We start from the raw sequence: 26,927 nt of genomic DNA on the forward strand, positions 1-26,927 counted from the left end.
TCGTCCCGGCACGGTTTACGGGCCGACGTCCCGGCGCCGGAAGCCGGCGACGCCGGCGAGGAACAGGGCCGCCGCCAGAATCAGCAGAACGGCGAGGGGGGCGGCCGCGAAGCTTTCGGCAGGCAGCGCCGGCGTGTAGTGGAAGGGGGAGAGAATCCCGAACCAGTCCGGGAGGACCTCCCCGAACATTCCGGCGACGAGAACGTAGCCCACGAACGCCCAAAGAGCCGGTAGCGCGCGAGGGATCAGCCCGTAGACGGCCGCGCACGATCCGACGATCACGAGCACTGCCGGCACCGTGTTCAGGGCCGCGCCGGTCAACCGGCCGAGCGCGCCCGCATCGGACAGCGTGAACGCCGCGGTGATCCCCATGCCGACCCCGGCCATCACTGCGATCGCGACGGCCGCGGCCGCGATGACGACCAGCTGGCCACCGAGCCACCGCGCCCGCGACACGGGGGTGGCCAGTGCCTCCTCGGCGCGACCGGACGATTCCTCCGAGCGGATCGACACGACGGCACCGACGGCGTACATCGCGGCCATCACCACCAGGAACACCAGATACAGGGCGAACGCGCCGTCGGCGGCCGCCGCGGCGCCACCCGGCAGCAGCTGTGCGAGATCGGGATCCTGTCCGATGAAATCGCTGATCTGCCTGCCGAGGGAACCGATGGGCAGCGACAGAGCGAACACGCCGACACCCCAGGCGAGGATCTGGCCGCGCTGCTGGCGCGCCGCGAGCGCAGTGACTCCGGTGAGGCGGGGGGACGCCTCGGCGCGCCCGCCCCGCGGCGGGAGGAGTCCCGCCCCGACGTCTCGGCGACCGATGGCGCCATACGCGCAGATGACGGTCAGCGCCGCCGCGACGACGCCGATCAGCAACGGCCACCATCGTTCGTCGACGTACGCGCGGGTGGCCTGCGACCAGCCGATCGGCGACACCCACGTCAGGAGGCTCCCGCTGTGTCCCTGCTGCACGTCGCCCACCGCCCGAAGCAGGTACGCGACGACGACCGCGCAGATTCCGGCACCGCTTGCCGCGCGGGCGTGTTCGGTGAGCTGCGACGCCAGCGCCGACAGCGCAGTGAACACCAGACCCACGACCAGCACACCCGCCGACATGTTCAGCGAACCCACCGGAGGCAGACCCACGGCGAGCAACCCGATGACCAGCAGCAGCGCGACGAACACATTGGCGAGGGCCGCCGAGATCAGTCCCGCCGTGATTCCCGCGTACCGCCCGACGACGCCGGCGCGCACCAGTTCCGCGCGCCCGGTCTCCTCCTCCGTCCGCAGATGCCGCGTCACCAGCAGCACCGACATGATCGCCACGGCCACCATCGTCATGCCGGCGATCTCGTTGGCGACCATCGCACCCAGCGTGTAGTCGTCCAGGCCGTAGCCCGGCCCGGCAAGGGCGGTGGCGGCCGGGGACGAGATGAGTTCGGCACGGGCCTGCCGGGATTCGGCGGTCGGGTAGATGGTGGAGTAACTCGACGCGAGCAGGACGGTGAGACCGGCCACCGCGACCGTCCACACCGGAATCCGGACCCGGTCGGTGCGCACCGCCAGTTCGGCGAGCACACCCGTCCCGCTCAGCTGACTCACTGCGACCGTCCGATCCCGAGCGCCTCGACCTCGTCGCGGTACTCGCGGAGGAACAGGTCCTCCAACGTCGGCGGGTTGGCGGTGATCGAGACGATGCCCAGCCCCGTCAACGTGGTCATGACCGGGTCGATCTGATCGGAATCGACGTCGAACGTCACCGTGTTCGCGTCCTCACCCTTCTGCAGGTTGTGCACACCGGGGACGTTCCCGATCGGATTGGGCTTGATCCGGGTGGTCGCCGTCACCGTCGTCCGGGTGAGATGCCGCAGCTCGGACAATGTTCCCGCCTGCACCGTCCTCCCCGCCCGGATGATGGTCACGGCGTGGCACAGCGCATCCACCTCGGCGAGGATGTGGCTGGACAGCAGCACCGTGCGTCCGCCGCGCGCGAATTCGGTGATGCACTCCTGAAACACCGCCTCCATCAACGGGTCCAGGCCCGACGTCGGCTCGTCGAGGATGAGGAGTTCGGTGTCGGCGGCGAGCGCGGCCACGAGGGCGACCTTCTGCCGGTTGCCCTTCGAATAGGTGCGGCCCTTCCGGGTGGGGTCGAGTTCGAACCGCTCGATCAGCGACGCGCGCCGCGCCGGATCGAGTCCGCCGCGCAGTCGCCCGAGAAGGTCGATCGCCTCGCCGCCGGACAGGTTGGGCCACAGGTTCACTTCGCCCGGCACATAGGCGAGCCGCCGATGCACGGGTACGGAATCACGCCACGGATCGGAACCGAGAACGGACGCCGAACCCCCGTCGGCGCGCAGCAGACCGAGGAGCACCCGGATGGTCGTGGACTTGCCCGCGCCGTTGGGTCCGAGGAATCCGTGCACCTCGCCCGGCTTCACCTCCAGGTCGAGGCCGTCGAGGGCGAGCACTTCACCGAACTTCTTGGTGAGTCCGCGGACTGAGATCGCAAGGTCCATCGGTCGAGCATAGGTGCGCACCGATCCGCTGTCCGACTCAGTGCGGAGCAGCGTTTCAGGGGCGTGAGTCGCGGATCCGTCCCAGCGCCTTGCGCACGACCTCCGGATCCGACGTCTCCCAGAACGGTGGCAGCGATGCCCGCAGATACCCGGCGTACCGGGCGGTGGCGAGCCGCGGATCGAGGACCGCCACCACACCCTTGTCGTCGACGCTGCGCAGCAGACGTCCCACACCCTGCGCGAGCAGCAGCGCCGCGTGATTGGCTGCGACGGAAAGGAACCCGTTGCCGCCGCGCGACTCGACCGCCTTCTGCCGGGCGACCAGCAACGGGTCGTCGGGGCGGGGGAACGGGATGCGGTCGAGGATCACCAGGCTCAGGGACGGACCCGGCACGTCGACACCCTGCCACAGCGACAACGTGCCGAACAGCGACGTCGGCTCGTCGCCGGCGAACGCCCGGACGAGGGCGCCCGTCGAGTCGTCGCCCTGGCAGAGGATCGGGGTGTCGAGCCGGTCGCGCATCGCCTCCGACGCGGCCTTCGCGGCCCGCATCGACGAGAACAATCCCAGCGTCCGCCCGCCCGCCGCCTCGACGAGTTCGGCGATCTCGTCGAGATACGTGGGGGACAGGCCGTCCCGCCCCGGCGGCGGCAGTTGCTTCGCGATGTAGATGATGCCGGCGCGGGCGTGGTCGAACGGCGACCCGACGTCGAGGGCGTTCCACTTGAGCGTGCCCGTGTCGGACGGCGCCTCGGACCCGGTGGCCATCGCCGGATCGATCACGACGGACGACTCCGCGGGAAGTCCCCAGTTGACCGCGAGGCCGTCGAAGGACCCGCCGACGGTCAGCGTGGCGGACGTGAGGACCACGGTCGATTCCGCGAACAGCCGGGAACGTAGCAGCCCGCCGACCGACAGCGGCGCCATCCGCACCACCCGGCGGATCGAACCGCGGTTGTCGTCGGCGGCCAGCCACACCACGTCGTGGCGCTTCGCCGGATCCGGCTCGTCGAACGCGCTGAGAACCCGGACGGCGCTGTCGTGAACCTCCTCGACCGACGCGAGCGCGGTGTTGCGGGCGGCGGCCGCCTCCGGGTCGCTCAACGCCATGCCCGGACGGGACGGGCCGATGGCCGTGCGCAGCGCCCAGGCGGCGTCGCGGACAGCGGCGAGCGCGGGCGCCGCACCGGGCGGCAATGCCTCCCACCGCTCGGGCCGCAACTCCTCGAGCAGCGCCGCCCAGCCCTCGCCCGCCGCCTCGAGACGATCGGCGTCCTGCTCCTCGACGAGCTTCGCGCAGCGCCGCGCCGCGGCACTGATCGTCGACGCCGCCAACTCCGCGGTGGCAACGTTGGTGACGCGGTCGACCAGTTCGTGTGCCTCGTCGATGACCACGACGTCGTGTTCGGGGAGGATCGCGATTCCGGTGATGGCGTCGATGGCGAGCAGGGCGTGGTTGGTGACCACGACGTCGACCTGCGACGCCTCCGCGCGGGCCCGCTCCGCGAAGCAGTCCTCGCCGACCGGGCAGCGGGACTTGCCGAGGCACTCCCGGGCCGTGACGCTGACCTGGCGCCACGCCTTGTCGCTGACTCCGGGGGCCAGGTCGTCGCGGTCGCCGGTCTCGGTGTCCGAGGACCACTCGGTGAGGCGCTGGACCTCACGGCCGAGCCGGGACACCGCGAACGGGTCGAACAGCTCGTCGGCCGGTGGCTCCTCCGCAGTCCCGGTGTGGATCTTGTTCATGCACAGATAGTTGTTGCGGCCCTTGAGGATCGCGAAATGCGGCCTGCGGCCGAGTGAACCCTGCAGCGCGTCCGCGAGCCGCGGCATGTCGCGGTCGATCAGCTGACGCTGCAGCGCGATGGTGGCCGTCGAGACGATGACCGTCTTGCCGCTCTGCACGGCGTGCCGGACGCTCGGCACGAGGTAGGCGAGCGACTTGCCGGTACCCGTACCGGCCTGGACGGCCAGATGCTCCCCGGTGTCGATCGAATGCGCGACGGCGGAAGCCATGGTCAGCTGGTTGGACCGCTCGGCACCGCCCAGCGACCGCACCGCCGTGCGCAACAGCTCGGGGACGTTGGGGAGGTTTTCAGGCACCCGAGCAGGTTACTCGGGACCTACGTCAGAAATCGTCACGCGGTCCGAGGGGACGTCCGCGTCGCGCCCCACGAGGCGCACCCCGGCGGCCCGCATCGCGGTGATCGCGGCCTCGACGGTCGCGGGCGCCACACCCGCGGTGAGGGGGAGCAGCACGCGCGTCGGGAAGCCGGCGGCCACGGCGTCGAGTGCCGTCGCGACCACGCAGTGATCGGTGGCGATCCCCACGATGTCGACCTCGGTGACCCCGGCCGCACGCAGCCATTTCTCCAGGGTCTGGCCGTCGGAGTTCGTGCCCTCGAAGCCCGAGTACGCCGCCGAGAACTCACCCTTGGAGAACACCGACTCGATGCCGCTCCGATCGAGGTCCGGGTGGAACTCCGCGCCGTGGGTTCCCGATTTGCAGTGCACCGGCCAGGTGTCGACGTAGTCCGGTTCCTCGGAGAAGTGGTGGCCCGGGTCGATGTGGTGGTCGATGGTGGCCGCGATCGCGTCGTAGACGGCTCCGGTCAGGAAGCGGCTGATCGCCGCCGCGACCGCGGAACCGCCCTCGACGGCGAGGGAGCCGCCCTCGCAGAAGTCGTTCTGGACGTCGACCACGAGCAGCGCCCGCCGGGCGTCGGTGCTCTCGATGTCGCTCATGGTGCCCTCCTGGATTCGGGTTCGGCGAAGCGCACGGGGATCGCGGGCTCGCCGTGGGAGAGCTTCAAACCCTCCCACGGGAGACTGACGAGGCCCGCCGCCAGGAGGGATCTGCTGTCCTCCAGAGTAGTCGCCTCGCAGGCGGTCTCACCGCCCCGCACCAGCGGGACCAGCAGTTCTGTCACCTCGAGGCCTGCCGCGCCGGGCGCGTCGGAGTGGGCCGGGTACACCACCTCCTCCACCAGGGTTCCGGTGTCGCGGGCGAACCGCACCGCCTTCTTGACGCCGCCCCGCGACGCCTTGTTGCTGCTCCGCTTCTCGACGGGGATGCCGTCCACCTCGACGAGTTTGTAGACCATTCCCGCGGTCGGCGCACCCGACCCGACGACGACGGACGTGCCGACCCCGTAGACGTCGACCGGTTCGGCCCGCAACGCGGCTACGGCGTACTCGTCGAGGTCGCCGGACACGACGATCTTCGTGCCGGTCGCCCCGAGGCCGTCGAGTTGCCCGCGCACCTGCCGGGCGAGAACACCCAGATCGCCGGAGTCGATCCGGACACCCCCGAGACCGGGGCCCGCGACCTCGACGGCCGTCTCGACGCCCGCGGTGATGTCGTACGTGTCGACGAGGAGCGTGGTTCCGACTCCGAGTGCCGCGACCTGCGCGCGGAACGCCGCCGCCTCGTCCGGCCCGTCCGGGGTGGTGTGCAACAGGGTGAACGCGTGCGCACTGGTGCCCGCACCGGGAACGCCGTGCCTGCGGACCGCCTCCAGGTTCGACGTGGCCGTGAAACCCGCCAGGTACGCGGCGCGCGAGGCCGCGACCGCCGATTCCTCGTGGGTGCGCCGCGAACCCATCTCGATCATCGGGCGTCCGTCGGCGGCGCTGACCATCCGTGCGGCGGCGGACGCGATCGCGCTGTCGTGGTTGAGGATCGACAGGATCAGCGTCTCGAGCAGCACGCATTCGGCGAACGTTCCGCGGACGGACAGGATCGGGGAACCGGGAAAGTAGAAGTCGCCCTCGCGGTAGCCGTCGATGTCGCCGCCGAACCGATAGTCACGCAGCCATTCGACGGTTGCGTCGTCGAGGAAGCGGGAGACGATCTCGAGTTCCGGATCGCCGAAGCGGAAGTTCGACAGCGCCGCGACCAGGCGGGCGGTGCCGGCGACGATTCCGTAGCGGCGACCGTCCGGAAGGCGGCGGGCGAACACCTCGAAGCTGCAGTGACGGTGGGCGGAACCGTCGGCGAGGGCCGCCGACAGCATCGTCAACTCGTACTGGTCGGTGAACAAGGCGGTGCTGTCTCTGGACACCCGGCCACTGTAAGCCGCGGTGTCGCCGGGCGGTGGAGCGTCGTACCCTTGTGTCATGGCTCATTGCTCGACGACAGCTCCATTCGTGGATGCCATGCCGGCATCGCCGCAGGTCACCCCTGCAGAGTCGGAGGTCGTCGAGGTCGATGAAGCCAATGATCGTCCCTGGGTCACCGTGGTGTGGGACGATCCGGTGAATTTGATGCACTACGTCACCTACATTTTCCAGAAGCTCTTCGGGTACAGCAAAGCGAAGGCGACGGAACTGATGATGCAGGTGCATTCCGAGGGGAAGGCCGTGGTGTCGAGCGGCTCCCGCGACAAGGTCGAAAACGATGTACGCAAGCTGCACGCGGCGGGCCTGTGGGCCACGATGCAGCGGGACAGCAGCTAACTTTCCGTTCGGACAGTAAGGAACTCGGTACACGACGTGCGGATGTGGAGCAGGAAGAACTCGCTCGGGGGCATGAAGCTGCGCTCGGAGATGGACGCGCACGAGGCGACGGTGCTGCGATCGCTGGTCGCCTCCGTCCTCGGCCTCCTCGAGGAGCGGGCGGCGTCGGCCCCGGCCGACGAACTCGCCGCGCTCACCGGGATGCGGACGGGCAACACGACGGCACCCGACGAGGAGGTCCTCGCCCGGCTGCTGCCCGACTTCCACCGCCCCGACGTGGACGCGCCGGACGACGACGAGATCCGCGCCGAGTCGAAGGCGGACGTCAACGGTGCGCTGCGCGGACTCCACGAACCGGAGATCATCGACGCCAAGCTGGCCGCGGGCTCGGTCATCCTGCACACCGTCCCGGAGAACGGCGGCAAGGTTCTGCTCACGCCAGAGCAGGCCGACGCCTGGCTCAGCGGTCTCAACGACGTCCGGCTGGCGCTGGGGACCAACCTCGGCATCGACGCCGACACGCCCGACGAACTCGATCCGGGTGATCCTCGCGCCCCGCACCTCGACATCTACCACTGGCTGACCTGGATGCAGGACTCGCTCGTTCAGGCACTGGCACCGTGACGGGCACGACGCCGGGCCGCACCGATTCGCTCGTCGATGTGGTCGGCCTGAGCGTCGGGCACCACCACCAACTCGATCCGGACGCCGCACTCGGCAGCGGTGCCGCCACCGGGTGCACGGTCGTCCTCGCCCCGCACGGCGCGACCGGAGCGGTCGACGTCCGCGGCGGCGGGCCGGGCACCCGGGAAACCGACCTTCTCGATCCCAGCCACAGCGTCCGGAAGGTGCACGCGATCGTCCTCACCGGCGGCAGCGCGTACGGGCTCGCCGCCGCGGACGGCGTCATGCGTTGGCTGGAGGAGCGCGGGCACGGGATCGCCATGGGGGAGCCCGATCAGGTGGTCCCGATCGTCCCCGCCGCCGTCATCTTCGATCTGCCGGTCGGCGACTGGCGCACCCGTCCCACCGCCGAATTCGGGTACCGGGCAGCGGATTCTGCGTCGCACACCGTGCTCTCCGGTTCGGTGGGTGCCGGGGTCGGGGCGCGTGCGGGCGCGATCAAGGGCGGGGTCGGAACGGCGAGCGTCGTCATCACGGACGGTCCGGCGAAGGGCATCACCGTGTCCGCGCTGATGGTGGCCAATCCCGTCGGTACCGTGTTCGATCCGGCGACGGGGCTGCCGTGGGGTGTCGCCACCGTGGGCGCAGCCGCGTTCGGGCTCCGGGCGCCGGTCGCGGCCGAGGTGTCGGCGGCACGCGAACTGATGGCCAAGGCCACCGTTCTCAACACGACCATCGGGGTCGTCGCGACCGACGCCGCCCTGGGTAAGGCGGCGCTGCGCCGCGTCGCCGTGGCCGGACACGACGGGCTCGCCCGCGCGATCCGGCCTGCGCATTCGCCGCTCGACGGCGACACGATCTTCGCGCTCGCCACCGGCATCCACCCGGTGCACCACCCGGCCGGGGTGCCCGACGCGTTCCCGCCCGATCTGCCCGTCGTCGACGCCGTCTGCACGGCTGCCGCCGAAGTGGTCGAGAAGGCCGTCGTCGATGCCGTCCTCAGCGCCACCCCCGTCGCGGGAATTCCCACGTACCGCGAACTGTTCCCCTCGGCACTGCGTTCCTGACGCGGTCCCGGCCGATCGGTGGCCGAGTCGCCGGTCCGCACCTAGGATGGCGCTCACGGAGGTGGTTGACGTGCTGGTGATTCGATCGGACTTCGTCGAGGCGATGGTCGCGCACGCGCGCGCCGACCACCCGGACGAAGCGTGCGGGGTCATCGCCGGGCCGGAGGGCTCCGACCGCCCCGAACGGCACATCCCGATGATCAACGCCGAACGGTCGCCGACGTTCTACCGATTCGACTCCGGTGAGCAACTGAAGGTGTGGCGGGCGATGGACGACGCCGACGAGGTGCCCGTCGTGATCTACCACTCGCACACCGCCACCGAGGCGTACCCCAGCCGGACCGACATCTCCTTCGCATCCGAACCGGACGCCCACTACGTGCTGATCTCCACCCGCGACCCCGACGCCCACGAACTGCGCAGCTACCGCATCGTCGACGGCGTCGTCACCGAGGAACCCGTCGACGTGGTGCAGAGCTACAAGTTCGCCCACACATCGGTCGCGGACGTCCCCGACAAGTGACGACTCCGTCCCTCGCGACGGTCCCGCGGCAGAAAGACACCCACATCCCGAGGAGCCGACCATGGCTGTCACAGTTTCGATCCCCACCATCCTGCGTTCCCACACCGGCGGCGAAAAGCGGGTGGAGGCAACAGGTCCCACACTTTCCGCCGTCATCGACGACCTCGACGGCAACTACGGTGGCATCAAGGACCGCCTGATCGACGGCGGCCGACTGCACCGGTTCGTCAACGTGTACGTCAACGACGAGGACGTCCGATTCTCGGGCGGACTCGACACCGAGGTGGCCGACGGGGATTCCGTGACCATCCTGCCCGCCGTCGCCGGAGGCTGAGCGCGGCCGTGGCGCGGTTCGATTCGCTCATCGACACCCTCGGCAACACGCCCCTCGTCGGGCTGCCGCGCCTGTCACCGAGCTGGAACGGCACCTCACCGGTCCGCCTGTGGGCGAAACTCGAGGACCGCAATCCGACCGGTTCGGTGAAGGACCGGCCGGCCCTCCGCATGATCGAACAGGCCGAGAACGACGGCACCCTGACACCCGGCGCCACGATCCTCGAACCGACCAGCGGAAACACTGGAATCTCCCTGGCTATGGCCGCGAAACTCAAGGGCTACCACCTCATCTGCGTGATGCCCGAGAACACGTCCGTCGAACGCAGGCAACTGCTCACGATGTTCGGCGCCGAGATCATCGACTCACCGGCGCGCGGCGGCTCGAATCAGGCTGTGGCCGTGGCCAAGGAACTGTCCGCGGAACATCCCGACTGGGTGATGCTGTACCAGTACGGCAATCCCGCGAACGCGCTCGCGCACTACGAGACGACGGGGCCGGAGATCCTACGGGACCTGCCCGAGATCACCCACTTCGTGGCCGGCCTCGGCACCACCGGAACCCTGATGGGCGTCGGTCGCTATCTCCGCGAACACGTCGACGGCATCGAGATCGTCGCGGCGGAACCCCGCTACGGGGAACTCGTGTACGGCCTCCGCAACATCGACGAGGGCTTCGTTCCCGAACTGTACGACGAATCCGTCCTCACCTCGCGGTTCTCCGTCGGTCCCGCCGACGCAGTCCGCCGCACCCGGCAACTGATCGACAACGAAGGCATCTTCGCCGGCATCTCCACCGGCGCGATCCTCCACGCCGCGCTGGGGGTCGCGCGCAAAGCGGTCAAGGCCGAGCGCGCCGCCGACATCGCGTTCATCGTCGCCGACGGCGGATGGAAATATCTGTCGACCGGCGCATACGGCGGTACGGTCGAAGAAGCGGAAGAAGCACTGGAAGGGCAGTTGTGGGCATGACGACAAGGGTGTGCGGATCATGACTTCGCCGTTCGACTCCTCGCGATTCGGCTCGCCGGCGCCGAGGGGTGGCGCGTCGCCGGCGCCCGCGCGCAAGTCGAAGCCGCTGTGGTTGCAGTCCGCGATCGTCGTCGGCGCGTTCACGATGTTGCTGTACGTCATCGAGATCGCCGACGTGGCGTCCGACGAGCGACTCGAAGACAACGGCGTACAGCCGCGCACGATCGACGGACTGTGGGGAATTCTGTTCGCCCCGGTCCTCCACGACGACTGGGCGCATCTGTTCGCGAACACCGTCCCACTGCTGGTCCTCGGGTTCCTCGTGCTGCTGTCGGGCATCGCCCGCGGCCTCGCCGCCACCGGGATCGTCTGGGTGGTCGGAGGTCTGGGCACCTGGTTGACCGGCGGATCCTATTCCAACCACATCGGCGCCTCCGTCCTGATCTTCGGCTGGCTGGCCTACCTGCTGGTCCGGGGAGTCTTCGCCCGCAACCTCGGCCAGATCCTCGTCGGCGTGGTGGTGTTCGTCGTGTACGGCAGTCTGCTGTGGGGTGTGCTGCCGAGCGCGCCCGGTGTGTCCTGGCAGGGGCATCTGTTCGGCGCCGTCGGCGGTGTCCTCGCCGCGTGGCTGCTCTCCGCCGACGCCAGGAAGGAGCGGGCCCGGAAAGCGGTAGGGCCGCAATCGTTCGGATGAGGCCCGCCGCGGCGAACAGGTGGTCTACCGGCGTGTACGCCGCTTCCGGCGGCTGAGCGTATGCCCTGCTGGTACGCTCCTCGCGAGATCCGGGCACACCACCACTGCGTAGTTCAGGCCATCGACAGTGTCGTCACGGAGGGTCGGTCGAGGGGGTCGAGCTCGCGGATTCGCGCACATGCCGTGTCGCCGATGTCCGGGCGTCCCCAGCGGCGGACCTCCGTCGCCGCACCCCACAGCACCCTCAGGAGTTGATCATGGCTGTCACAGATTCGACCCCCGACGTCGACAGCGAGTGTCCGTCCGTACGCCGTGTAGTCACGGAAGGCTGATCGCTGACGTGGCAAGGTTCGATTCGTACATCGACACTCTCGGGAACACTCCACTCGTCGGCCTGCCCCGGCTGTCGCCACGCTGGAACGGCAGCAATCCGGTGCGGTTGTGGGCCAAGCTCGAGGATCACAATCCCACCGGTTCGATCAAGGATCGCCCGGCGCTGCGCATGATCGAGCAGGCCGAACGGGACGGCCGTCTGACCCCGGGGTCGACGATTCTCGAATCGACCAGCGGAAACACCGGCATCTCCCTGGCCATGGCCGCCAAATTGAAGGGCTACCAGCTGATCTGCGTGATGCCCGAGAACACGTCGATGGAACGCCGCCAGCTCCTGACGATGTTCGGCGCCCGGATCATCGACTCCCCGGCCGCCGGTGGTTCCAACGAGGCGGTCGCCGTCGCGATGCGACTGTCGGACGAGAATCCGGACTGGGTACTGCTCTACCAGTACGGCAACCCGGCCAACGCGATGGCGCACTACGAGACGACGGGCCCGGAGATCCTGCGGGACCTGCCCGAGATCACCCATTTCGTGGCGGGGCTCGGCACCACCGGAACCCTGATGGGGACGGGCCGGTTCCTCCGCGAACACGTCGACGGTGTCGAGATCGTGGCCGCGGAACCGCGCTTCGGGGAGATGGTCTGCGGTCTCCGCAACATCGAAGAGGGATTCGTCCCGGAGTTGTACGACGAGTCGGTGCTCACCCGCCGATTCCGCGTGCGTCACGCCGAGGCGATCCAGCGCACCCGCGAGCTGATCGACGTCGAGGGAATCTTCGCAGGCACGTCCACCGGCGCCAATCTCCATGCCGCACTCGACGTGGCGTGGTCCGCCGTCGAGTCGGGGCAGCGCGCCGACATCGCCTTCGTGGTCGCCGACGGCGGATGGAAATACCTCTCGACCGGAACCTACGACCCACAGGTCCAGGTCCTCGAAGAGGCGTGGGAACGGTAACGGGGCCGGATCCACGGTAGATCAGCATGGTCAGGTCACATTTCCCCATCGGTTGTGAGGTCGACGCGCCAATTCCGTCGGAAGCTTTTTCCGAAACGGGTCGTCGTGGCAGCATGGCGGGTATGCGCATTACCGTCCTGGGATGTTCAGGGAGCGTCTCCGGACCAGACTCACCTGCATCGGGTTATCTGTTGACCGCGCCGGACACACCGCCGCTCGTGCTCGACTTCGGACCCGGTGTCCTCGGTGCGCTCCAGCGGTTCGCCGATCCCGGCGAGGTGTCCGTCCTCCTCAGTCATCTGCACGCGGACCACTGCCTGGACCTCCCCGGACTCCTCGTCTGGCGTCGCTATCATCCGAACCCGCCGAAGGGACGCGCCCTCGTCTACGGCCCGTCCGACACCGCCCGCCGGATCGGCGTCGCGTCCGCCGAGTGCGGCGGCGACATCGACGACATCTCCGACACGATCGATCTGCACCACTGGGCCGACGGCGAACCGGTCACGGTCGGCGATCTCACCATCACGGCCCGGCGGGTCAACCACCCGCCCGAGGCCTACGGGTTCCGCCTGACCAACGGCGCCGGACGGACCCTCGTCTACACCGGCGACACCGGCATGTGCGAAGAAGTGATCGAACTTGCCCGCGACGCCGACGTGCTGCTCGCCGAGGCGTCGTGGACACACGGCCCGGATCGGCCCGAAGGAATCCACCTCTCGGGCACCGAGGCCGGCCAGGTCGCGCACCGCGCGGGTGTCGCCGAACTGCTGCTCACCCACATCCCGCCGTGGACGTCCCGCGAAGACGTCATCGCCGAGGCCAAGGCCGAATTCTCCGGTCCCGTGCACGCAGTGTCCGCGGGCGGCGTCTACACCGTCTGACGCCGTGTCCGCGCCCCACCCGGGGACGACTAGGCTCTCCGCTGTGACCACACGAGAAGACGGCAGGGCGGACGACGAACTCCGCGAGGTCAAGATCACCCGAGGCTTCACCACTCATCCCGCGGGATCGGTGCTGGTGGAATTCGGAAACACCCGGGTGATGTGCACCGCCAGCGTCGAGGACGGCGTTCCCCGCTGGCGTCAGGGCTCCGGGCTCGGCTGGCTGACCGCCGAATACGCCATGCTGCCCGCCGCCACCCACACCCGCAGCGGCCGAGAGTCCGTCAAGGGCAAGGTCGGGGGACGCACCCAGGAGATCAGCCGTCTCGTCGGACGCTCCCTCCGCGCCTGCATCGATCTCGCGGCCATCGGTGAGAACACCATCGCCCTCGACTGCGACGTCCTGCAGGCCGACGGCGGAACCCGCACCGCCGCCATCACCGGCGCCTACGTGGCTCTCGTCGACGCGGTGACCTATCTCCGTGCCGCAGGCCGCCTCGCCGACCCTCAGCCCATCTCCTGCGGCATCGCCGCGGTCAGCGTGGGCGTCGTCGACGGCCGTGTGCGCCTCGACCTGCCATACGAGGAGGATTCGCGCGCCGAGGTCGACATGAACGTGGTCGCCACCGACACCGGCACCCTCGTCGAAATCCAGGGCACCGGCGAAGGCGCGACCTTCCCGCGGAGCACGCTCGACAAACTGCTGGACTCCGCACTCGCAGGCTGCGAGCAGCTGTTCGAGATCCAGAAGGCGGCACTCGAACTGCCCTATCCCGGTGAGCTTCCCGAGCCGAAGGTCCCGGAGACGTCGAAGAAGAAGTTCGGGAGCTAGGGCGTTGCCGGAAACCACACGGGTGCTGGTGGCCAGCCGCAACGCGAAGAAACTCCGGGAACTGCATCGCGTGCTCGCGGCGGCCGGTGTCGACGGGATCGAACTGGTCGGGCTCGACGCCGTGCCCGAATACCCCGAGGCCCCCGAAACCGGCGCGACGTTCGAGGAGAACGCCCTCGCGAAAGCGCGCGACGGTGCCGCCGCCACCGGATTGCCCTGCGTCGCAGACGATTCCGGAATCGAAGTGGATGCACTGAACGGTATGCCCGGAATCCTGTCCGCCCGGTGGTCGGGCACGCACGGGAACGATCCCGCGAACACCGCGCTGGTCCTGGCGCAGCTCGCGGACGTGCCCGAAGACCGCAGGGGAGCGGCGTTCGTCTCGGCGTGCGCGCTCGTCGTACCCGGCGGCGACGAAACAGTGGTCCGGGGCGAATGGCGGGGCAGCGTCGCCGGTGAGCCGGTCGGCGACGGTGGATTCGGCTACGACCCGGTGTTCGTGCCCGAAGGGGACACTCGATCGGCCGCCCAGCTCTCACCCGAGGAGAAGGACGCCTCCTCGCACCGAGGGCGGGCGCTCGTCCAACTCGTCCCCGCCCTGGCGGCGCTCACCGGACGCTGACACTCGCTACCCTGCAGGGGCACACATTCCGCTGCAGGGCAGGAGGGTCGTATGTTGCCGATGATGGTGCCGCAGACACCGCTCGGCTGGCTGACCTACGTGATCGCGATGATCACCGGTCAGCCGGTTGTCATGTGACGGAGCTCAGCGGCTCGATCAGCGATCGAAGTCGCGGCGGACCTGCTTGGTCCGCTGATGCTCCACGTAGAACGACAGGAACGGGATGGTGCCCGCGAGGAGCGTTCCGACCGTCCGGCCCGCGGGCCAGCGCACCTTGACCGCCAGGTCGAGCGTCACCAGCAGGTAGACGAAGTACACCCAGCCGTGGACCACGGCGATCCAGGTGGGCAGGTTGTCGACCTTGAAGATGTACTTGGCCACCATCTCTGCGGTGAGGACCAGCAGCCACACACCGGTGGCGTAGGCGAGGACGCGGTAGCGCAGGAGCGCGGGGGCGATCTTCTTCTGCTTCGCGGTATCTGCGACCGAACCGGCAGTCGTCTCGTCTTGGCCCGTGCTCACGTGGTGCTCCTATCGGTCTCGCGAGCGGACAGCTCGGCGAGGTACTGGTTGTACTGCGAAATCTGCCGGCTCTCGAGGTCGTCCGGGTCGTCGTCCTCGGCCGCCGCGGGGCGCGGGGGCAGGACGTCCGCAGGGATTTCCCTCAGTTCGGCGGGCGCGGCCGGGACCTCGGTGGTGTCTGCCGGCTCGGCGTCCTCGAGCTGCACGAAGCGCCGATAGGCGTAGACGAGGAACGCCGCGAACAGCGGCCACTGGAATGCGTACCCGAGATTCTGGCCCGTTCCGCCCACCGCTTCGAAACGTGTCCACTGCCACCAGCCGAGTGCGAGGCACCCGACAGCCCCGACGACCACCAACAGGATCAGCGCGGGGCGGCGTTGCTTACGGTTACCGGACACGTAACGAAGGTACCTGAATCGCCGAATGCGCTGCTAGGAGAGGTTGCCGCTATGGCGGCGGTCACAGGCGTCACCCTGCGCGTTGCGGCGCTCGGGTTGCACGGCTACCGAATCGGCAAGAGCCGAAAAGTGCGCGAGGGGGACTCGAACCCCCACGTCCTTTCGGACACCAGGACCTAAACCTGACGCGGCTGCCAAATTACGCCACTCGCGCGCGAAGCACAGACTACGCCATAGGTGCGACACTCCGGCGCACGCACGTCAGCCGGTGCTTTCGCCATCGTTCCCTCTCTTCCGTCCCGCCCATGTTGCGGTCTGACTGTGGCAGTTGGGGCACAGAAATCGAACTTCCTCCAAGCGGGAATCGGACGGGTCTCCCTGCACGTGGTCCACGTGCAGGATCAATGGGAGTCCGCACCAGTCGTCACCGAGTCCGCACAGGACGCATGTGTATTCGACCCCAGCCTCGATCACGGCGCGGCGCAGTAGGTGAGGTGCAACGCGCCTGCTGTCGGCCGGACGCCGGACCAGGATCTCCTGCCACGCCATTCGGTTTTGGGCGGGCTTGCCCTTGGTGTGCGCCTGTCCCGTGAAGTGCGAGGTGTCGATTGCGAGTGCTCTGATCCGACGCCGCAGGTGCGCATGCGTCCCACCCGCGGGTTTCAGTCCGAGGTAGCGCACGACGCCGGCATAGCTCGTCGATTCCGCGACCGCCTGTCGAGGGCTTCACGCGTGTACTTCATTTCGCACCTGCGGCCCGTCGCTGCCGGCGCTGGTATCGCCAGACGGCATGGGTGAAGGTGGCGGGCGTGATCTCGAGCCGCGCTGCCGTGGCGGCGATGAGGTCGTCCGCCTGTGTTGCGGTTGCGGGTGATTCGAGGTCGAGTGCCTCGCCGAGAAAGTCGCACACCACTGCGCGAGATGCGGGTGTGGGCACGCCGAGTTGCATGGCGAAGCATTCCCAGGTGGCCGCTCCGAACCCGGGCACGGCGACGACGGCGCTCCGCTGCGCGTCGTCGTCGCGGAGATCCGCGGAGGTGGTGCAGCCCAGTTCGGCGAGCGCGCGTGCCGCCGATGCGACGGCCTCGGCCTTGGTGGTGTAGTTCCCCGGCACCCGCTGCCGGTTGTTCAGGACCGCCAGGAGGCCCTCGGGTTCGTCGGCGTGCGCAGCGAGTGCGGTGAGGTCGTCGAGGGGCGCGGCGCGGTGATCGCGCCAGCGGGTGATGACGGCGCGGACCCCGGAGGTGGGCGTGCCGTACGTCGCGCGGGCGGAGAAGGCGGCGTCGAGGAGGGCGGCTTCGATCTCCTGCGGCCAGCCCTCCGTCCAGTGCGGCCACGACTCTCGCGGCAGTTCGGCGGTGACGTGATCGAGTAGGGCGCGGACGTGGGCTGTGCTCATTTCTTCCCCCCGGAGAATGGCTGTCGGCTGTTCCTGAAATCGAACATTAGTGCGAGGGTCCGACAGGTTCGCTTTCGTCGCGCTCCGGACCCGGTTTCGAGGGCGCATACGTGCATGAACCTGGGACTTCGTCAAGGTGGTAACGAATTGATAACGATTAATGTGAGGCTTTCCTCAGGTTCTTGGACGTCCTTGCACCGCCTACGTCCAGCGGGGACGCGATCTACCCGCCGGTCACTTCGCGGTAGGTCTGTGAGGGACATCACGCGATATTTCTCCGATGCACGGCTGTGACACCGCTGCGGCTCGTGAACGTGAGGAAATCCTCATGATTCTGTGTCAACCTTGAGCAGCCCGGAAGAGCTGATCAGAGCCGATACAGCTGGCACACGATGCCGAGGGCGGCAGACACTATCCCCACCTCCCCCCAGAGGGGACCAGGAGAGGACATACGCGTGACGATTGACGACACGACACCCGCAGGAAACGGAAGCAACTCGAAGGGTTCGCGGCGCATCGGCGTAGACCGGGACGACACTCGGTCGTCGAGCAAGGGCACCCTGGTGGATCGTCTGCTCGGAGGTGAGCCGTACGCGCTCGCCTTCGGCGGTCAGGGCGCACCCTGGCTGAGCTCGCTCGAGGAACTGAGCCGCGACAACGGACTCGAGCCGGCACTCACCACCCTCGTCAACGACGCGGCCGACTTCCTCGCCCCCGTGGCGCAGGAGCTGCTCGTCGTGCGCCCGGTCGGATTCGACCCCATCGCATGGATCCTCGAGCAGGAACTCGCCGACGAAGAGGACGACGCCCAGGCGTCCGGACCGTCCGCGGCAGCGCTCACCTCGGCGGCGGTGTCCCTCCCCGGCGTCTTCCTCACCCAGATCGCAGCGCTGCGTGCGCTGGCAGCTCAGGGCCTCGATCCCGCGGTTACGGCTCCCGTGTCGGTGATCGGCCACTCCCAGGGACTCCTCGCCGCTGAGGCCGTCGCCTCCTCCGGTCAGAAGGACGGCGAACTCCTCGCCCTCGCTCAGCTCATCGGTGCTGCCGCCGGTCTCGTCGGCCGTCGTCGTGGAGTCATCTCCGCCGCCGACGCCACCCCGATGCTGGCCGTCTCCAACGTCGATCCGGAACGGCTCCGTCAGATCGTCGAGGAGCTCGCCGAGGGCCTCGAGCCCGAGCGTGCAGCGGTTCTCGGCATCCGCAACGCCCGTCGCCGCGTCGTCCTGTCCGGCCCGCCCGCCCAGCTGGCGCGCGTCCAGCAGCGGTGCGAGCAGATCGAGGCCGACGAGGCCCGTGAGCGCGACGCCAAGAAGCGCGGCGGCTCCATCTTCGCGCCCGTCTTCGAGCCCCTCGCGGTCGAGATCGGCTTCCACCACCCCGCACTCGCGGAGACGATCGACATCGTCGGCCAGTGGGCCGTGCGCTGCGGTCTCGACGAGGAGAAGGCCCGTGCCCTCACGAGCGCCTGCCTCGTCGATCCCGTCGACTGGGTCGAGGCCGTCGACGGCACCATCGAAGCCGGTGCCGGATGGATCCTGGACCTCGGACCCGGTGACCTCCTCACCCGCATGACGTCGGCCAGTGTTCGCGGCCAGGGCGTCGGGATCGTCGCCGCCGCGACCCGTGGCGGTCACCGCAACCTGCTGACCCCGGGCGCAACCCCCGAGGTTCCCGCCGCATGGACCGAGTTCCTCCCGAAGCCGGTGTCGCTGCCGGGCGGACGCATCGGCGTCGAGACCGCCTTCACGAAGCTGACCGGTCGTTCGCCGATCCTGCTCGCGGGCATGACCCCGACCACGGTCGACCCGAAGATCGTCGCCGCTGCCGCCAACGCAGGCCACTGGGCCGAGCTCGCCGGCGGTGGCCAGGTCACCGAGCAGATCTTCGCCGACAACGTCGAGAAGCTCACCGGGCTGCTCGAGCCGGGCCGCGCCGTGCAGTTCAACTCGATGTTCCTCGACCCCTACCTGTGGAAGCTCCACGTCGGTGGCAAGCGCCTCGTCCCGAAGGCCCGCGCAGCCGGTGCACCGTTCGACGGTGTCGTCGTCACCGCAGGCATCCCCGAGCTCGAGGACGCCGTCTCGATCATCGACGACCTCGTCGAGGGTGGATTCAGCTACGTCGCATTCAAGCCGGGCACGGTCGCGCAGATCCGCTCCGTCATCCGCATCGCCAACGAGGTTCCCTCGTTCCCCGTCATCGCCCACATCGAGGGCGGCCGCGCCGGTGGCCACCACTCGTGGGAGGACCTGGACGACCTGCTCCTCGACACCTACGCCGAGCTGCGTACCCGGCCGAACCTGGTCCTGTGCGTCGGTGGCGGCATCGGCACGCCCGAGCAGGCTGCGGACTACCTGACCGGACGCTGGTCCGTCGCGCACGGCTTCCCGGCGATGCCGCTGGACGGCATCCTGGTCGGCACCGCCGCCATGGCCACCCTCGAGGCGACCACGTCTCCCGAGGTCAAGCAGCTCCTCGTCGACACCCCCGGTACCCCGGACTGGGTCGGTGCGGGCACCGCCGAGGGCGGCATGGCCTCCGGCCGTAGCCAGCTCGGCGCCGACATCCACGAGATCGACAACGCCGCGTCCCGCACCGGGCGCCTGCTCGACGAGGTCGCCGGCGACGCCGACGCCGTCGCCGAGCGTCGCGACGAGATCATCGAGGCCCTGAACGTCACGGCGAAGCCGTTCTTCGGCGACGTCGCGACGATGACGTACGAGCAGTGGCTGCGCCGCTACCTCGAGCTGGCCGTCGGCATCGACGCGGCGAAGGCATTCGACTGCGGCACCGACCTCCAGGACGCCATCATCGAGGCCACCGAGAGCCCGTGGATCGACATCACCTGGCGTGCGCGCTTCGGTGAGATGCTGCAGCGCACCGAGTCGCGTCTGCACCCGGTCGACCGCGGACCCATCCCCACCCTGTTCGCCGACGATGCGATCCTCGAGCGTCCCGAGGCGGCAATCTGCGCCCTGCAGGCTCAGTACCCCGACTACGCGACCACGGTTCTGCACCCCGCGGATGTGTCGTTCTTCGTCTCGCTGTGCAAGACCCCCGGCAAGCCGGTCAACTTCGTGCCCGTCGTGGACGGTGACGTCCGCCGCTGGTGGCGTTCCGACTCGCTGTGGCAGGCGCACGATCCCCGCTACACGGCGGACCAGGTCTGCGTCATCCCCGGCACCGTCGCCGTTGCAGGCATCACGCGCGCCGATGAGCCCGTCGGCGAGCTGCTGGACCGCTTCGAGAAGGCCACCTACGACGAGCTGGTCACCGCAGGTGCCGAGCCGCAGTCGCTGCTTGCACGTCGTCACGCGGACATCGCCCGCGGCCTCCTCGACACCGTTCTCTCGGCTCCCGACATCCAGTGGGCCTCGCGCCTGACGCTGAACCCGGTTCGCCGGCTCGGTGACCTCGACAAGTGGTCGGTCGAGTCCGACACCCGCGCGGTCCACGAGACCACCGGTGCCGAGCTGTCCGTGATCGAGGACCGCCAGGTGCTCCTCACCGTCCCGCTGGTCGCAGGCAAGTCGGTCGAGATCACCCTCACCGTTCCCGCGTCCGTCGTCGACGGTGGCGCCCCCGTGGTCACCGAGGCCGACGCCGAGAAGTCCATGACGGCTCTCCTCGCGGTCGCGGCCGGTCAGGAACTGCCCGCCGTCAAGAACGGTGTCGCACGGCTCAACCTGGCGTGGACGCCCGACCTGGTCGCCGACCACGCCGGTGTCACCGGTTCGGGTCTGCCCACGACGCTCAGCGTGAGCGGCAAGGCCGTTCCCGACGTGGTCGTCGGCGCCTGCTGGCCGGCCGTGTTCGCCGTGCTCGGTGCCGCCAAGACCGAAGACTCGCTGTCCGTCATCGAGGGCATGCTCGACCTGGTCCACCTGGACCACGGCGTCGACTTCGTCGGCGAACTGCCTTCGGAGACCAGCATTCTCGTCGTCAAGGCCGAGGTCGCCTCGGTTCTCGACACCGACCTGGGCCGCGTCGTCGAGGTCAAGGTCGAGGTCGGCGCCATGCTCGGCGAGGGCCTGGATGCGCCTGCCGTCGTCACCCTGTCGGAGCGCTTCGCGATCCGCGGCCGCACCGGCAAGGGCGAACTGTCCGACCCGGCCCGCGCCGGTGGCTCGCTCAGTGACGCGGCCGTCGACACCCCGCGTCGTCGTCGCCGCGACACCACGATCGTGGCTCCCCGCAACATGGGCTCCTTCGCCCAGGTGTCGGGCGACCACAACCCGATCCACACCTCCGACAACGCGGCACTGCTCGCCGGCCTCGGCAGCCCGATCGTGCACGGCATGTGGCTCTCCGCCGCCGCCCAGCAGGTCGTCACCGCCGTGGACCCGGCCGAGACCAAGACGCCGCCGCGTCGCCTCACCGCGTGGACCGCGCGCTTCCTCGGCATGGTCCGCCCCGGCGCCGAGATCGACGTCCGCGTCGACCGCATCGCGACTGACCGTGGTGCCGAGATCGTCGAGGTCGGCTGCCGCATCGACGGTGACCTCGTGATGGTCGCCACCGGTCGCACCGCCGCCCCGAAGACCGTCTACGCGTTCCCCGGACAGGGCATCCAGCGCCCGGGCATGGGCCTCGACGCCCGCGCCCGCTCCAAGGCCGCCCGCGAGATCTGGGACCGCGCCGACAAGCACACCCGCAAGGCCCTCGGCTTCTCGATCCTCGCCGTGGTCCGCGACAACCCGACGGTCGTCAAGGCCCGTGGTGTCGAGCACAAGCACCCGGACGGTGTCCTGCACCTGACCCAGTTCACCCAGGTCGCGATGGCGACTCTCGGTGTGGCTCAGGTCGCCGAGCTCCGCGAGTCCGGTGCGTTCGTCGAGGGTGCCCTGCTCGCAGGCCACTCGGTCGGTGAGTACAACGCTCTCGCCGCCGTCGCCGGTGTGCTGCCTCTCGAAGCAGTCCTCGAGGTGGTCTTCCAGCGTGGCTCCGCGATGCACGCACTCGTGCCCCGCGACGAGGCCGGCCGCTCCGACTACCGGATGGCTGCCATCCGCCCGTCGCAGATCGGTCTGGCCGACGACGACGTCGAGGCGTTCGTCGCCGGTGTCGCCGAGGCGACCGGTGAGTTCATGCAGATCGTGAACCTGAACCTGCGTGGCTCGCAGTACGCCATCGCGGGCACGGTCACCGGGCTCAACGCGCTCGAGAAGGAAATCGACATCCGCCGTGAGGCTTTCGGCGGCAAGCGCGCGTACATCATGGTTCCGGGCATCGACGTTCCGTTCCACTCGACGGTGCTGCGTGGCGGCGTCGACGACTTCCGTGGACGTCTCGAGGAACTGCTTCCGCAGGACATCGACCCGGCCATCCTGATCGGGCGCTACATCCCGAACCTGGTTCCCAAGCCGTTCTCCCTGGAGAAGGAGTTCGTGCAGGAGATCGCCGACCTGGTGCCGTCGAAGCCCCTCGACAAGGTGCTGAAGGACTTCGACTCCTGGGCGAAGAAGCCGGTTCAGCTCACCCGCGTGGTCCTCACCGAGCTCCTGGCCTGGCAGTTCGCCAGCCCGGTGCGCTGGATCGAGACGCAGGACCTGCTGTTCGGCGACGAGTCCGAAGGTGGACTGGGTGTCGAGCGGTTCGTCGAGATCGGTCTGGGCTCGGTCCCGACCGTCGCGAACCTCGCGTCGCAGACCCTCAAGCTGCCGGGCCGCTTCGGCTACCCGGTCGAGGTCCTCAACATCGAGCGTGAAGCCGCGATCGTGTACTCCACCGACGTCGATCCGGCGCCGGTCGAGGACGACGAGCCTGCAGCACCCGCAGCCGCGGCTCCCGCCGCATCGGCCGCACCCGCCGCGGCTCCGGCCCCGGCAGCCGCACCGTCCGGCGGACCGCGTCCCGACGACATCGCGTTCAAGGCTGCCGACGCCACCAAGGTCCTGATCAGCCTGTGGACGAAGCTCCGCCCCGACCAGGTCGGCCCCGTCGACACGATCGAGGCGCTGTGCGACGGCGTGTCCTCGCGGCGTAACCAGCTGCTCGTCGACCTCGGCTCCGAGCTCTCGCTCGGCGCGATCGACGGTGCCGCAGACGCCGACATGGGCTCGCTCGCCGGCACGGTCGACTCCCTGGCCCGCACGTACAAGCCGTTCGGCCCGGTGCTGTCCGACTCGATCAACGATCACCTCCGTAAGGTCTTCGGCCCCTCGGGTCGTCGTCCCGCGGCCATCGCGGACCGTGTGAAGAAGGTCTGGGAACTCGGCGACGGCTGGGCGTACCACGTCACCGCCGAGGTGGCGCTCGGAACCCGCGACGGTTCCAGCATCCGTGGTGGTGACCTCGGCGGCCTGGCCGGCGGCGGTCTCGCCGACGGCGCCGCAGTGGACGCCGTCATCGACAGCGCAGTGGCCGCAGTCGCCTCGCGCCGCGGAATCAGCGTCTCCCTCCCGTCCTCGGGCGGCGGAGCCGGTGGCACCGTCGACGCAGCGGCGCTGGGTGAGTTCACCGAGCACATCACGGGCCGCGACGGCGTGCTGGCCTCGGCTGCCCGCCTCGTGCTCGAGCAGCTCGGCTTCGCCGGCGACACGGCGGCTGCAGCGCAGCCGACCGACACCGAACTCGTCGACCTCGTGTCGGCGGAACTCGGTTCCGACTGGCCGCGACTCGTCGCTCCCGCGTTCGACGCCAAGCGGGCGGTGCTCCTCGACGACCGCTGGGCCAGCGCACGTGAGGACCTGGCTCGTCTGTGGATCGACGCGGCAGGCTCCGAGTCCCTCGAGATCGAAGGCTTCGCCGGTGCAGGCAAGTCCGTTGCGGCACAGGCCGCATGGTGGCAGGCCCGCGCAACCGACGAGGGTCGCACGGCTCTGGCCGAGAAGTACGGACGCATCGCGGAGGCGGCAGTCGTCGTCACCGACGAGACCCCGGAATGGGCAGACCAGGTCGCCGTCGTCACCGGCGCCAGCAAGGGCTCCATCGCGGCCTCGGTCGCAGGGAAGCTCCTCGCCGGCGGCGCGACGGTCTTCGTGACCACCTCGCGTCTCGACGACAAGCGTCTCGGCTTCTACCGCGACCTGTACCGCCGCACTGCCCGCGCCGGTGCCGCCCTGTGGGTGGTTCCCGCGAACATGGCGTCCTACACGGACATCGACGCACTCATCGAGTGGATCGGTGAAGCCCAGTACGAGACGGCCGGTGGATCGAAGAAGCTGGTCAAGGAAGCGGTCACCCCGACGCTGCTGTTCCCGTTCGCCGCGCCCCGCGTGGCAGGCGACCTCGCCGACGCCGGCGCCCGCGCCGAAATGGAGATGCGTGTACTCCTGTGGTCGGTGGAGCGCCTCATCGGCGGACTGTCGAAGATCGGTTACGACCGTGACGTCGACACCCACCTGCACGTCGTGCTGCCCGGTTCCCCGAACCGCGGTCTGTTCGGTGGCGACGGCGCGTACGGCGAGGCCAAGGCCGCGCTGGACGCAGTGGTCGGCCGCTGGAAGGCCGAGCGCAACTGGGCCGAGCGCGTCACCCTGGTGCACGCACTCATCGGCTGGGTCCGCGGAACCGGCCTGATGGGCGGCAACGACCCGCTGGTCGAGGCCGTCGAAGGCGCCGGAGTCCGTACCTGGTCCACCCAGGAAATGGCCACCGAGCTGCTGCAGTGGTGCGAGCCCGAGGCACGTCGCCTCGCCTCCACCGAGCCGCTCGCGGCCGATCTGACCGGTGGGCTCGCCCAGGCGAACCTGGATCTGCCCGCTCTGGCGAAGCAGGCTCAGGACGCTGCGGCTGCCGCCGCCGAGGCCGACGAGGTCGCGGAGGCGCTCGACACCATCGCGGCCCTGCCCGCCCCGCCGCGGGTCTCCGCGTCAGTGGCTCCGGCCTGGTCCGGCGTCACTGCGGCTCCGGAGGACCTCGTCGTCATCGTCGGCGCCGGTGAGCTCGGACCGTTCGGTTCCTCGCGCACCCGCTTCGAGATGGAGGTCGACGAAGAGCTTTCGGCGGCAGGCGTTCTCGAACTCGCCTGGAACACCGGACTCGTCGTGTGGGAGACCACGCCGTCCGCAGGCTGGTACGACGCCGAGACCGGGGAACTGGTTCCGGAGGCCGAGATCGCAGACCGGTACCACGACACGGTCGTCGAGAACTGCGGCATCCGTCGCTACGTCGACGACGGCGCCATGATCGAGAACACTGCACCGCTGCTCACGTCGGTCTTCCTCGACAAGGACCTGAGCTTCGTGGTCAGCACCGAGGCGGAGGCACTCGCCTTCGTCGAGGCCGACCCGGAGAACACGGTTGCAGCCCCGGTTCCGGACAGCGGTGACTGGCAGGTCACCCGCCGTGCGGGCACCGAGATCCGCGTCCCCCGCAAGATGAAGCTCACGCGCAGCGTGGGTGGCCAGATCCCGACCGGCTTCGACGTCACCAAGTGGGGCATCCCCGCCGACATGGCCGACTCCGTCGACCGGGTGGGCCTGTGGAACATCGTCGCCACGGTGGACGCGTTCCTCACCGGTGGGTTCACGCCCAGCGAACTGCTGCGGTGGGTGCACCCCTCGCTGGTCGCCAACACCCAGGGCACCGGCATGGGCGGCATGACCTCCATGAGGTCGCTGTACATCGACACGCTGCTCGGTGAGAACCGGCCGAACGACATCCTGCAGGAAGCCCTGCCGAATGTGATTGCGGCGCACGTGGTCCAGTCCTACGTCGGCGGTTACGGCGCCATGGTCCACCCGGTTGCGGCGTGCGCCACGGCCGCGGTGTCCGTCGAGGAGGGCGTCGACAAGATCAAGCTCGGCAAGGCACAGCTCGTGGTCGCCGGCGGGTTCGACGACCTCAGCGCGGAGGGCATCATCGGATTCGGTGACATGTCCGCCACGGCCAAGACCGACGACATGCGGGCCAAGGGGATCGACGACCGTCGATTCTCGCGGGCCAACGACCGTCGTCGCGGCGGGTTCGTCGAGTCGCAGGGTGGTGGCACCATCCTGCTGGCCCGCGGTGACCTGGCACTCGAGATGGGCCTGCCCGTCCTCGGTGTGGTCGCCTACGCCGGATCGTTCGCGGACGGTGTCCACACGTCGATCCCGGCTCCCGGAATCGGTGCGCTCGGCGCGGGTCGTGGGGGAGCGGATTCGCAGCTCGCCCAGTCCCTCGGCAAGCTCGGTGTCAGTGCCGACGACATCTCGGTGATCTCCAAGCACGACACGTCCACCGCGGCCAACGATCCCAACGAGGCGGAGCTGCACGAGCGCCTCGCCGGGGCACTCGGCCGCAGCGAAGGTGCACCGCTGTTCGTGGTCTCGCAGAAGAGCCTCACCGGACACGCCAAGGGTGGTGCCGCAGCATTCCAGCTGATCGGTCTCTGCCAGGTGCTGGACCAGGGCATCGTGCCGCCGAACCGCAGCCTCGACTGCGTCGACGAGAAGATGGCCGAGTTCGAACACCTCGTGTGGGCCCGGGAGGCGCTCCGCTTCGGCGAGCAGTTCCCGCTGAAGGCCGGTCTGCTGACCAGCCTCGGCTTCGGGCACGTGTCGGGCATGGTCGCGGTCGTCCACTCGCAGGCGTTCGTCGAGGCCGTCCCGGCCGACCGGCGTGAGGCGTACCTCGAGCAGGCACGCAAGCGCACCGTCGAGGGTCAGCGTCGTCTGGCGAAGGCCATGGTCGGCGGCGGCAGCCTGTACGAGCGTCCGGCGGATCGTCGCTTCGGCGGCGACAGTGTCCCGGCCGCCGCGTCCCGTCAGCTCGAGGCGGACGTCCTGCTCACCGAGGCCGCGCGCCTCGGAGCGGACGACGTGTACAGCTCGGGTCTGCCCGGCTGCAAGTAGGAACGA

20 protein-coding genes, 1 tRNA gene and 1 pseudogene are annotated in these 26,927 nt (G+C 69.3%); 12 read left to right on the forward strand and 10 right to left on the reverse strand.

Going from position 1 to position 26,927, the window contains the following annotated elements:
* Window positions 1-15: 15 nt before the first annotated feature.
* From BLV94_RS40030 to BLV94_RS40050, 5 genes are read right to left on the reverse strand one after another with little or no spacing between them, the layout of a single operon-like run.
* Entirely contained in the window at window positions 16-1,608 is a 1,593-nt protein-coding gene (locus tag BLV94_RS40030) for an ABC transporter permease (RefSeq protein WP_241031281.1), read from the reverse strand.
* Entirely contained in the window at window positions 1,605-2,525 is a 921-nt protein-coding gene (locus BLV94_RS40035) for an ABC transporter ATP-binding protein (protein ID WP_072946992.1), read from the reverse strand. Before BLV94_RS40035 ends, BLV94_RS40030 begins: the two co-directional genes overlap by 4 nt.
* Before the next feature lie 55 nt (window positions 2,526-2,580).
* Window positions 2,581-4,629: an ATP-dependent DNA helicase gene (locus BLV94_RS40040; protein WP_072946995.1), complete on the reverse strand. Its 2,049-nt coding sequence runs from the start codon at window positions 4,627-4,629 to the stop codon at window positions 2,581-2,583.
* Window positions 4,630-4,638: 9 nt separating this feature from the next.
* Window positions 4,639-5,271, reverse strand: coding sequence for an isochorismatase family protein (locus tag BLV94_RS40045; protein ID WP_072946997.1), 633 nt, complete (start codon window positions 5,269-5,271; stop codon window positions 4,639-4,641).
* Entirely contained in the window at window positions 5,268-6,647 is a 1,380-nt protein-coding gene (locus BLV94_RS40050; RefSeq protein WP_072946999.1) for a nicotinate phosphoribosyltransferase, read from the reverse strand. Before BLV94_RS40050 ends, BLV94_RS40045 begins: the two co-directional genes overlap by 4 nt.
* On the opposite strand from BLV94_RS40050, the gene clpS reads away from it, so the two are divergent.
* The 11 genes from clpS (at window position 6,646) to rdgB (ending at window position 14,823) form a co-directional block, all read left to right on the forward strand.
* Entirely contained in the window at window positions 6,646-6,984 is a 339-nt protein-coding gene (gene clpS, locus BLV94_RS40055; RefSeq protein WP_072947001.1) for an ATP-dependent Clp protease adapter ClpS, read from the forward strand. The two genes, BLV94_RS40050 and clpS, sit on opposite strands and share 2 nt — an antisense overlap.
* A gap of 36 nt (window positions 6,985-7,020) precedes the next feature.
* Window positions 7,021-7,608, forward strand: a complete 588-nt coding sequence (gene aosR, locus BLV94_RS40060) for an oxidative stress transcriptional regulator AosR (protein WP_072947003.1) — start codon at window positions 7,021-7,023, stop codon at window positions 7,606-7,608.
* Window positions 7,605-8,675: a P1 family peptidase gene (locus tag BLV94_RS40065; protein ID WP_072947005.1), complete on the forward strand. Its 1,071-nt coding sequence runs from the start codon at window positions 7,605-7,607 to the stop codon at window positions 8,673-8,675. The genes aosR and BLV94_RS40065 overlap by 4 nt, the downstream gene beginning before the upstream one ends.
* Before the next feature lie 46 nt (window positions 8,676-8,721).
* The gene (locus tag BLV94_RS40070; protein ID WP_095864953.1) at window positions 8,722-9,198 is read left to right on the forward strand and encodes a M67 family metallopeptidase; all 477 of its coding nucleotides are present in this window, start codon (window positions 8,722-8,724) and stop codon (window positions 9,196-9,198) included.
* A 61-nt stretch (window positions 9,199-9,259) separates the two neighbouring features.
* Entirely contained in the window at window positions 9,260-9,532 is a 273-nt protein-coding gene (locus BLV94_RS40075) for a MoaD/ThiS family protein (protein ID WP_072947006.1), read from the forward strand.
* Between the two features lie 8 nt (window positions 9,533-9,540).
* Window positions 9,541-10,503, forward strand: coding sequence for a PLP-dependent cysteine synthase family protein (locus BLV94_RS40080; protein WP_072947008.1), 963 nt, complete (start codon window positions 9,541-9,543; stop codon window positions 10,501-10,503).
* Window positions 10,504-10,522: 19 nt separating this feature from the next.
* Window positions 10,523-11,197, forward strand: coding sequence for a rhomboid family intramembrane serine protease (locus tag BLV94_RS40085; RefSeq protein WP_072947103.1), 675 nt, complete (start codon window positions 10,523-10,525; stop codon window positions 11,195-11,197).
* A 340-nt stretch (window positions 11,198-11,537) separates the two neighbouring features.
* Window positions 11,538-12,488 (forward strand): PLP-dependent cysteine synthase family protein, encoded by a 951-nt coding sequence (locus tag BLV94_RS40090; protein ID WP_072947010.1) that lies wholly within the window; start codon window positions 11,538-11,540, stop codon window positions 12,486-12,488.
* A 122-nt stretch (window positions 12,489-12,610) separates the two neighbouring features.
* Window positions 12,611-13,369 carry a cyclic nucleotide-degrading phosphodiesterase gene (locus BLV94_RS40095; protein ID WP_072947015.1) on the forward strand — a complete coding sequence of 253 codons (759 nt, stop codon included), beginning with the start codon at window positions 12,611-12,613 and terminating at the stop codon, window positions 13,367-13,369.
* 43 nt (window positions 13,370-13,412) lie between these two features.
* Complete coding sequence (gene rph / locus BLV94_RS40100) at window positions 13,413-14,201, forward strand: ribonuclease PH (RefSeq protein WP_072947017.1); 789 nt, start codon at window positions 13,413-13,415, stop codon at window positions 14,199-14,201.
* 4 nt (window positions 14,202-14,205) lie between these two features.
* Window positions 14,206-14,823, forward strand: a complete 618-nt coding sequence (rdgB, locus tag BLV94_RS40105) for an RdgB/HAM1 family non-canonical purine NTP pyrophosphatase (RefSeq protein WP_072947020.1) — start codon at window positions 14,206-14,208, stop codon at window positions 14,821-14,823.
* Between the two features lie 156 nt (window positions 14,824-14,979).
* On the opposite strand, the gene BLV94_RS40110 is transcribed toward rdgB, so the two are convergent.
* The 5 genes and pseudogenes from BLV94_RS40110 to BLV94_RS40130 all read right to left on the reverse strand — a co-directional run bounded on the left by BLV94_RS40110 (window position 14,980) and on the right by BLV94_RS40130 (window position 17,142).
* A complete protein-coding gene (locus tag BLV94_RS40110; protein WP_072947022.1) occupies window positions 14,980-15,345 on the reverse strand; it encodes a DUF3817 domain-containing protein in 366 nt (121 codons plus the stop codon).
* On the reverse strand, window positions 15,342-15,743 hold the full coding sequence (locus tag BLV94_RS40115; protein ID WP_072947024.1) for a transcriptional regulator: 402 nt from the start codon (window positions 15,741-15,743) through the stop codon (window positions 15,342-15,344). Before BLV94_RS40115 ends, BLV94_RS40110 begins: the two co-directional genes overlap by 4 nt.
* A gap of 130 nt (window positions 15,744-15,873) precedes the next feature.
* Window positions 15,874-15,957: transfer RNA gene (locus tag BLV94_RS40120), tRNA-Leu, on the reverse strand.
* 47 nt (window positions 15,958-16,004) lie between these two features.
* A pseudogene (locus tag BLV94_RS51160) lies at window positions 16,005-16,486 on the reverse strand (HNH endonuclease).
* Window positions 16,483-17,142, reverse strand: a complete 660-nt coding sequence (locus BLV94_RS40130; protein WP_072947026.1) for a hypothetical protein — start codon at window positions 17,140-17,142, stop codon at window positions 16,483-16,485. The pseudogene BLV94_RS51160 and the gene BLV94_RS40130 overlap by 4 nt, the downstream one beginning before the upstream one ends.
* A 455-nt stretch (window positions 17,143-17,597) precedes the next feature.
* Here BLV94_RS40130 and BLV94_RS40135 point away from each other — a divergent pair, with 455 nt between their 5' ends.
* A complete protein-coding gene (locus tag BLV94_RS40135; protein WP_072947028.1) occupies window positions 17,598-26,921 on the forward strand; it encodes a type I polyketide synthase in 9,324 nt (3,107 codons plus the stop codon).
* Window positions 26,922-26,927 lie beyond the last annotated feature (6 nt).

The organism is Rhodococcus koreensis (assembly GCF_900105905.1).
GTDB lineage: Bacteria > Actinomycetota > Actinomycetes > Mycobacteriales > Mycobacteriaceae > Rhodococcus_F > Rhodococcus_F koreensis.

Coding starts and splice junctions, on each gene's coding strand:
- BLV94_RS40035 (WP_072946992.1), bottom strand. CDS start 2,525: ATGGACCTTGCGATCTCAGTCCGCGGACTCACCAAGAAGTTCGGTGAA.
- BLV94_RS40045 (WP_072946997.1), bottom strand. CDS start 5,271: ATGAGCGACATCGAGAGCACCGACGCCCGGCGGGCGCTGCTCGTGGTC.
- clpS (WP_072947001.1), top strand. CDS start 6,646: ATGGCTCATTGCTCGACGACAGCTCCATTCGTGGATGCCATGCCGGCA.
- BLV94_RS40050 (WP_072946999.1), bottom strand. CDS start 6,647: ATGACACAAGGGTACGACGCTCCACCGCCCGGCGACACCGCGGCTTAC.
- BLV94_RS40070 (WP_095864953.1), top strand. CDS start 8,722: ATGGCGCTCACGGAGGTGGTTGACGTGCTGGTGATTCGATCGGACTTC.
- BLV94_RS40075 (WP_072947006.1), top strand. CDS start 9,260: ATGGCTGTCACAGTTTCGATCCCCACCATCCTGCGTTCCCACACCGGC.
- BLV94_RS40085 (WP_072947103.1), top strand. CDS start 10,523: ATGACTTCGCCGTTCGACTCCTCGCGATTCGGCTCGCCGGCGCCGAGG.
- BLV94_RS40095 (WP_072947015.1), top strand. CDS start 12,611: ATGCGCATTACCGTCCTGGGATGTTCAGGGAGCGTCTCCGGACCAGAC.
- BLV94_RS40130 (WP_072947026.1), bottom strand. CDS start 17,142: ATGAGCACAGCCCACGTCCGCGCCCTACTCGATCACGTCACCGCCGAA.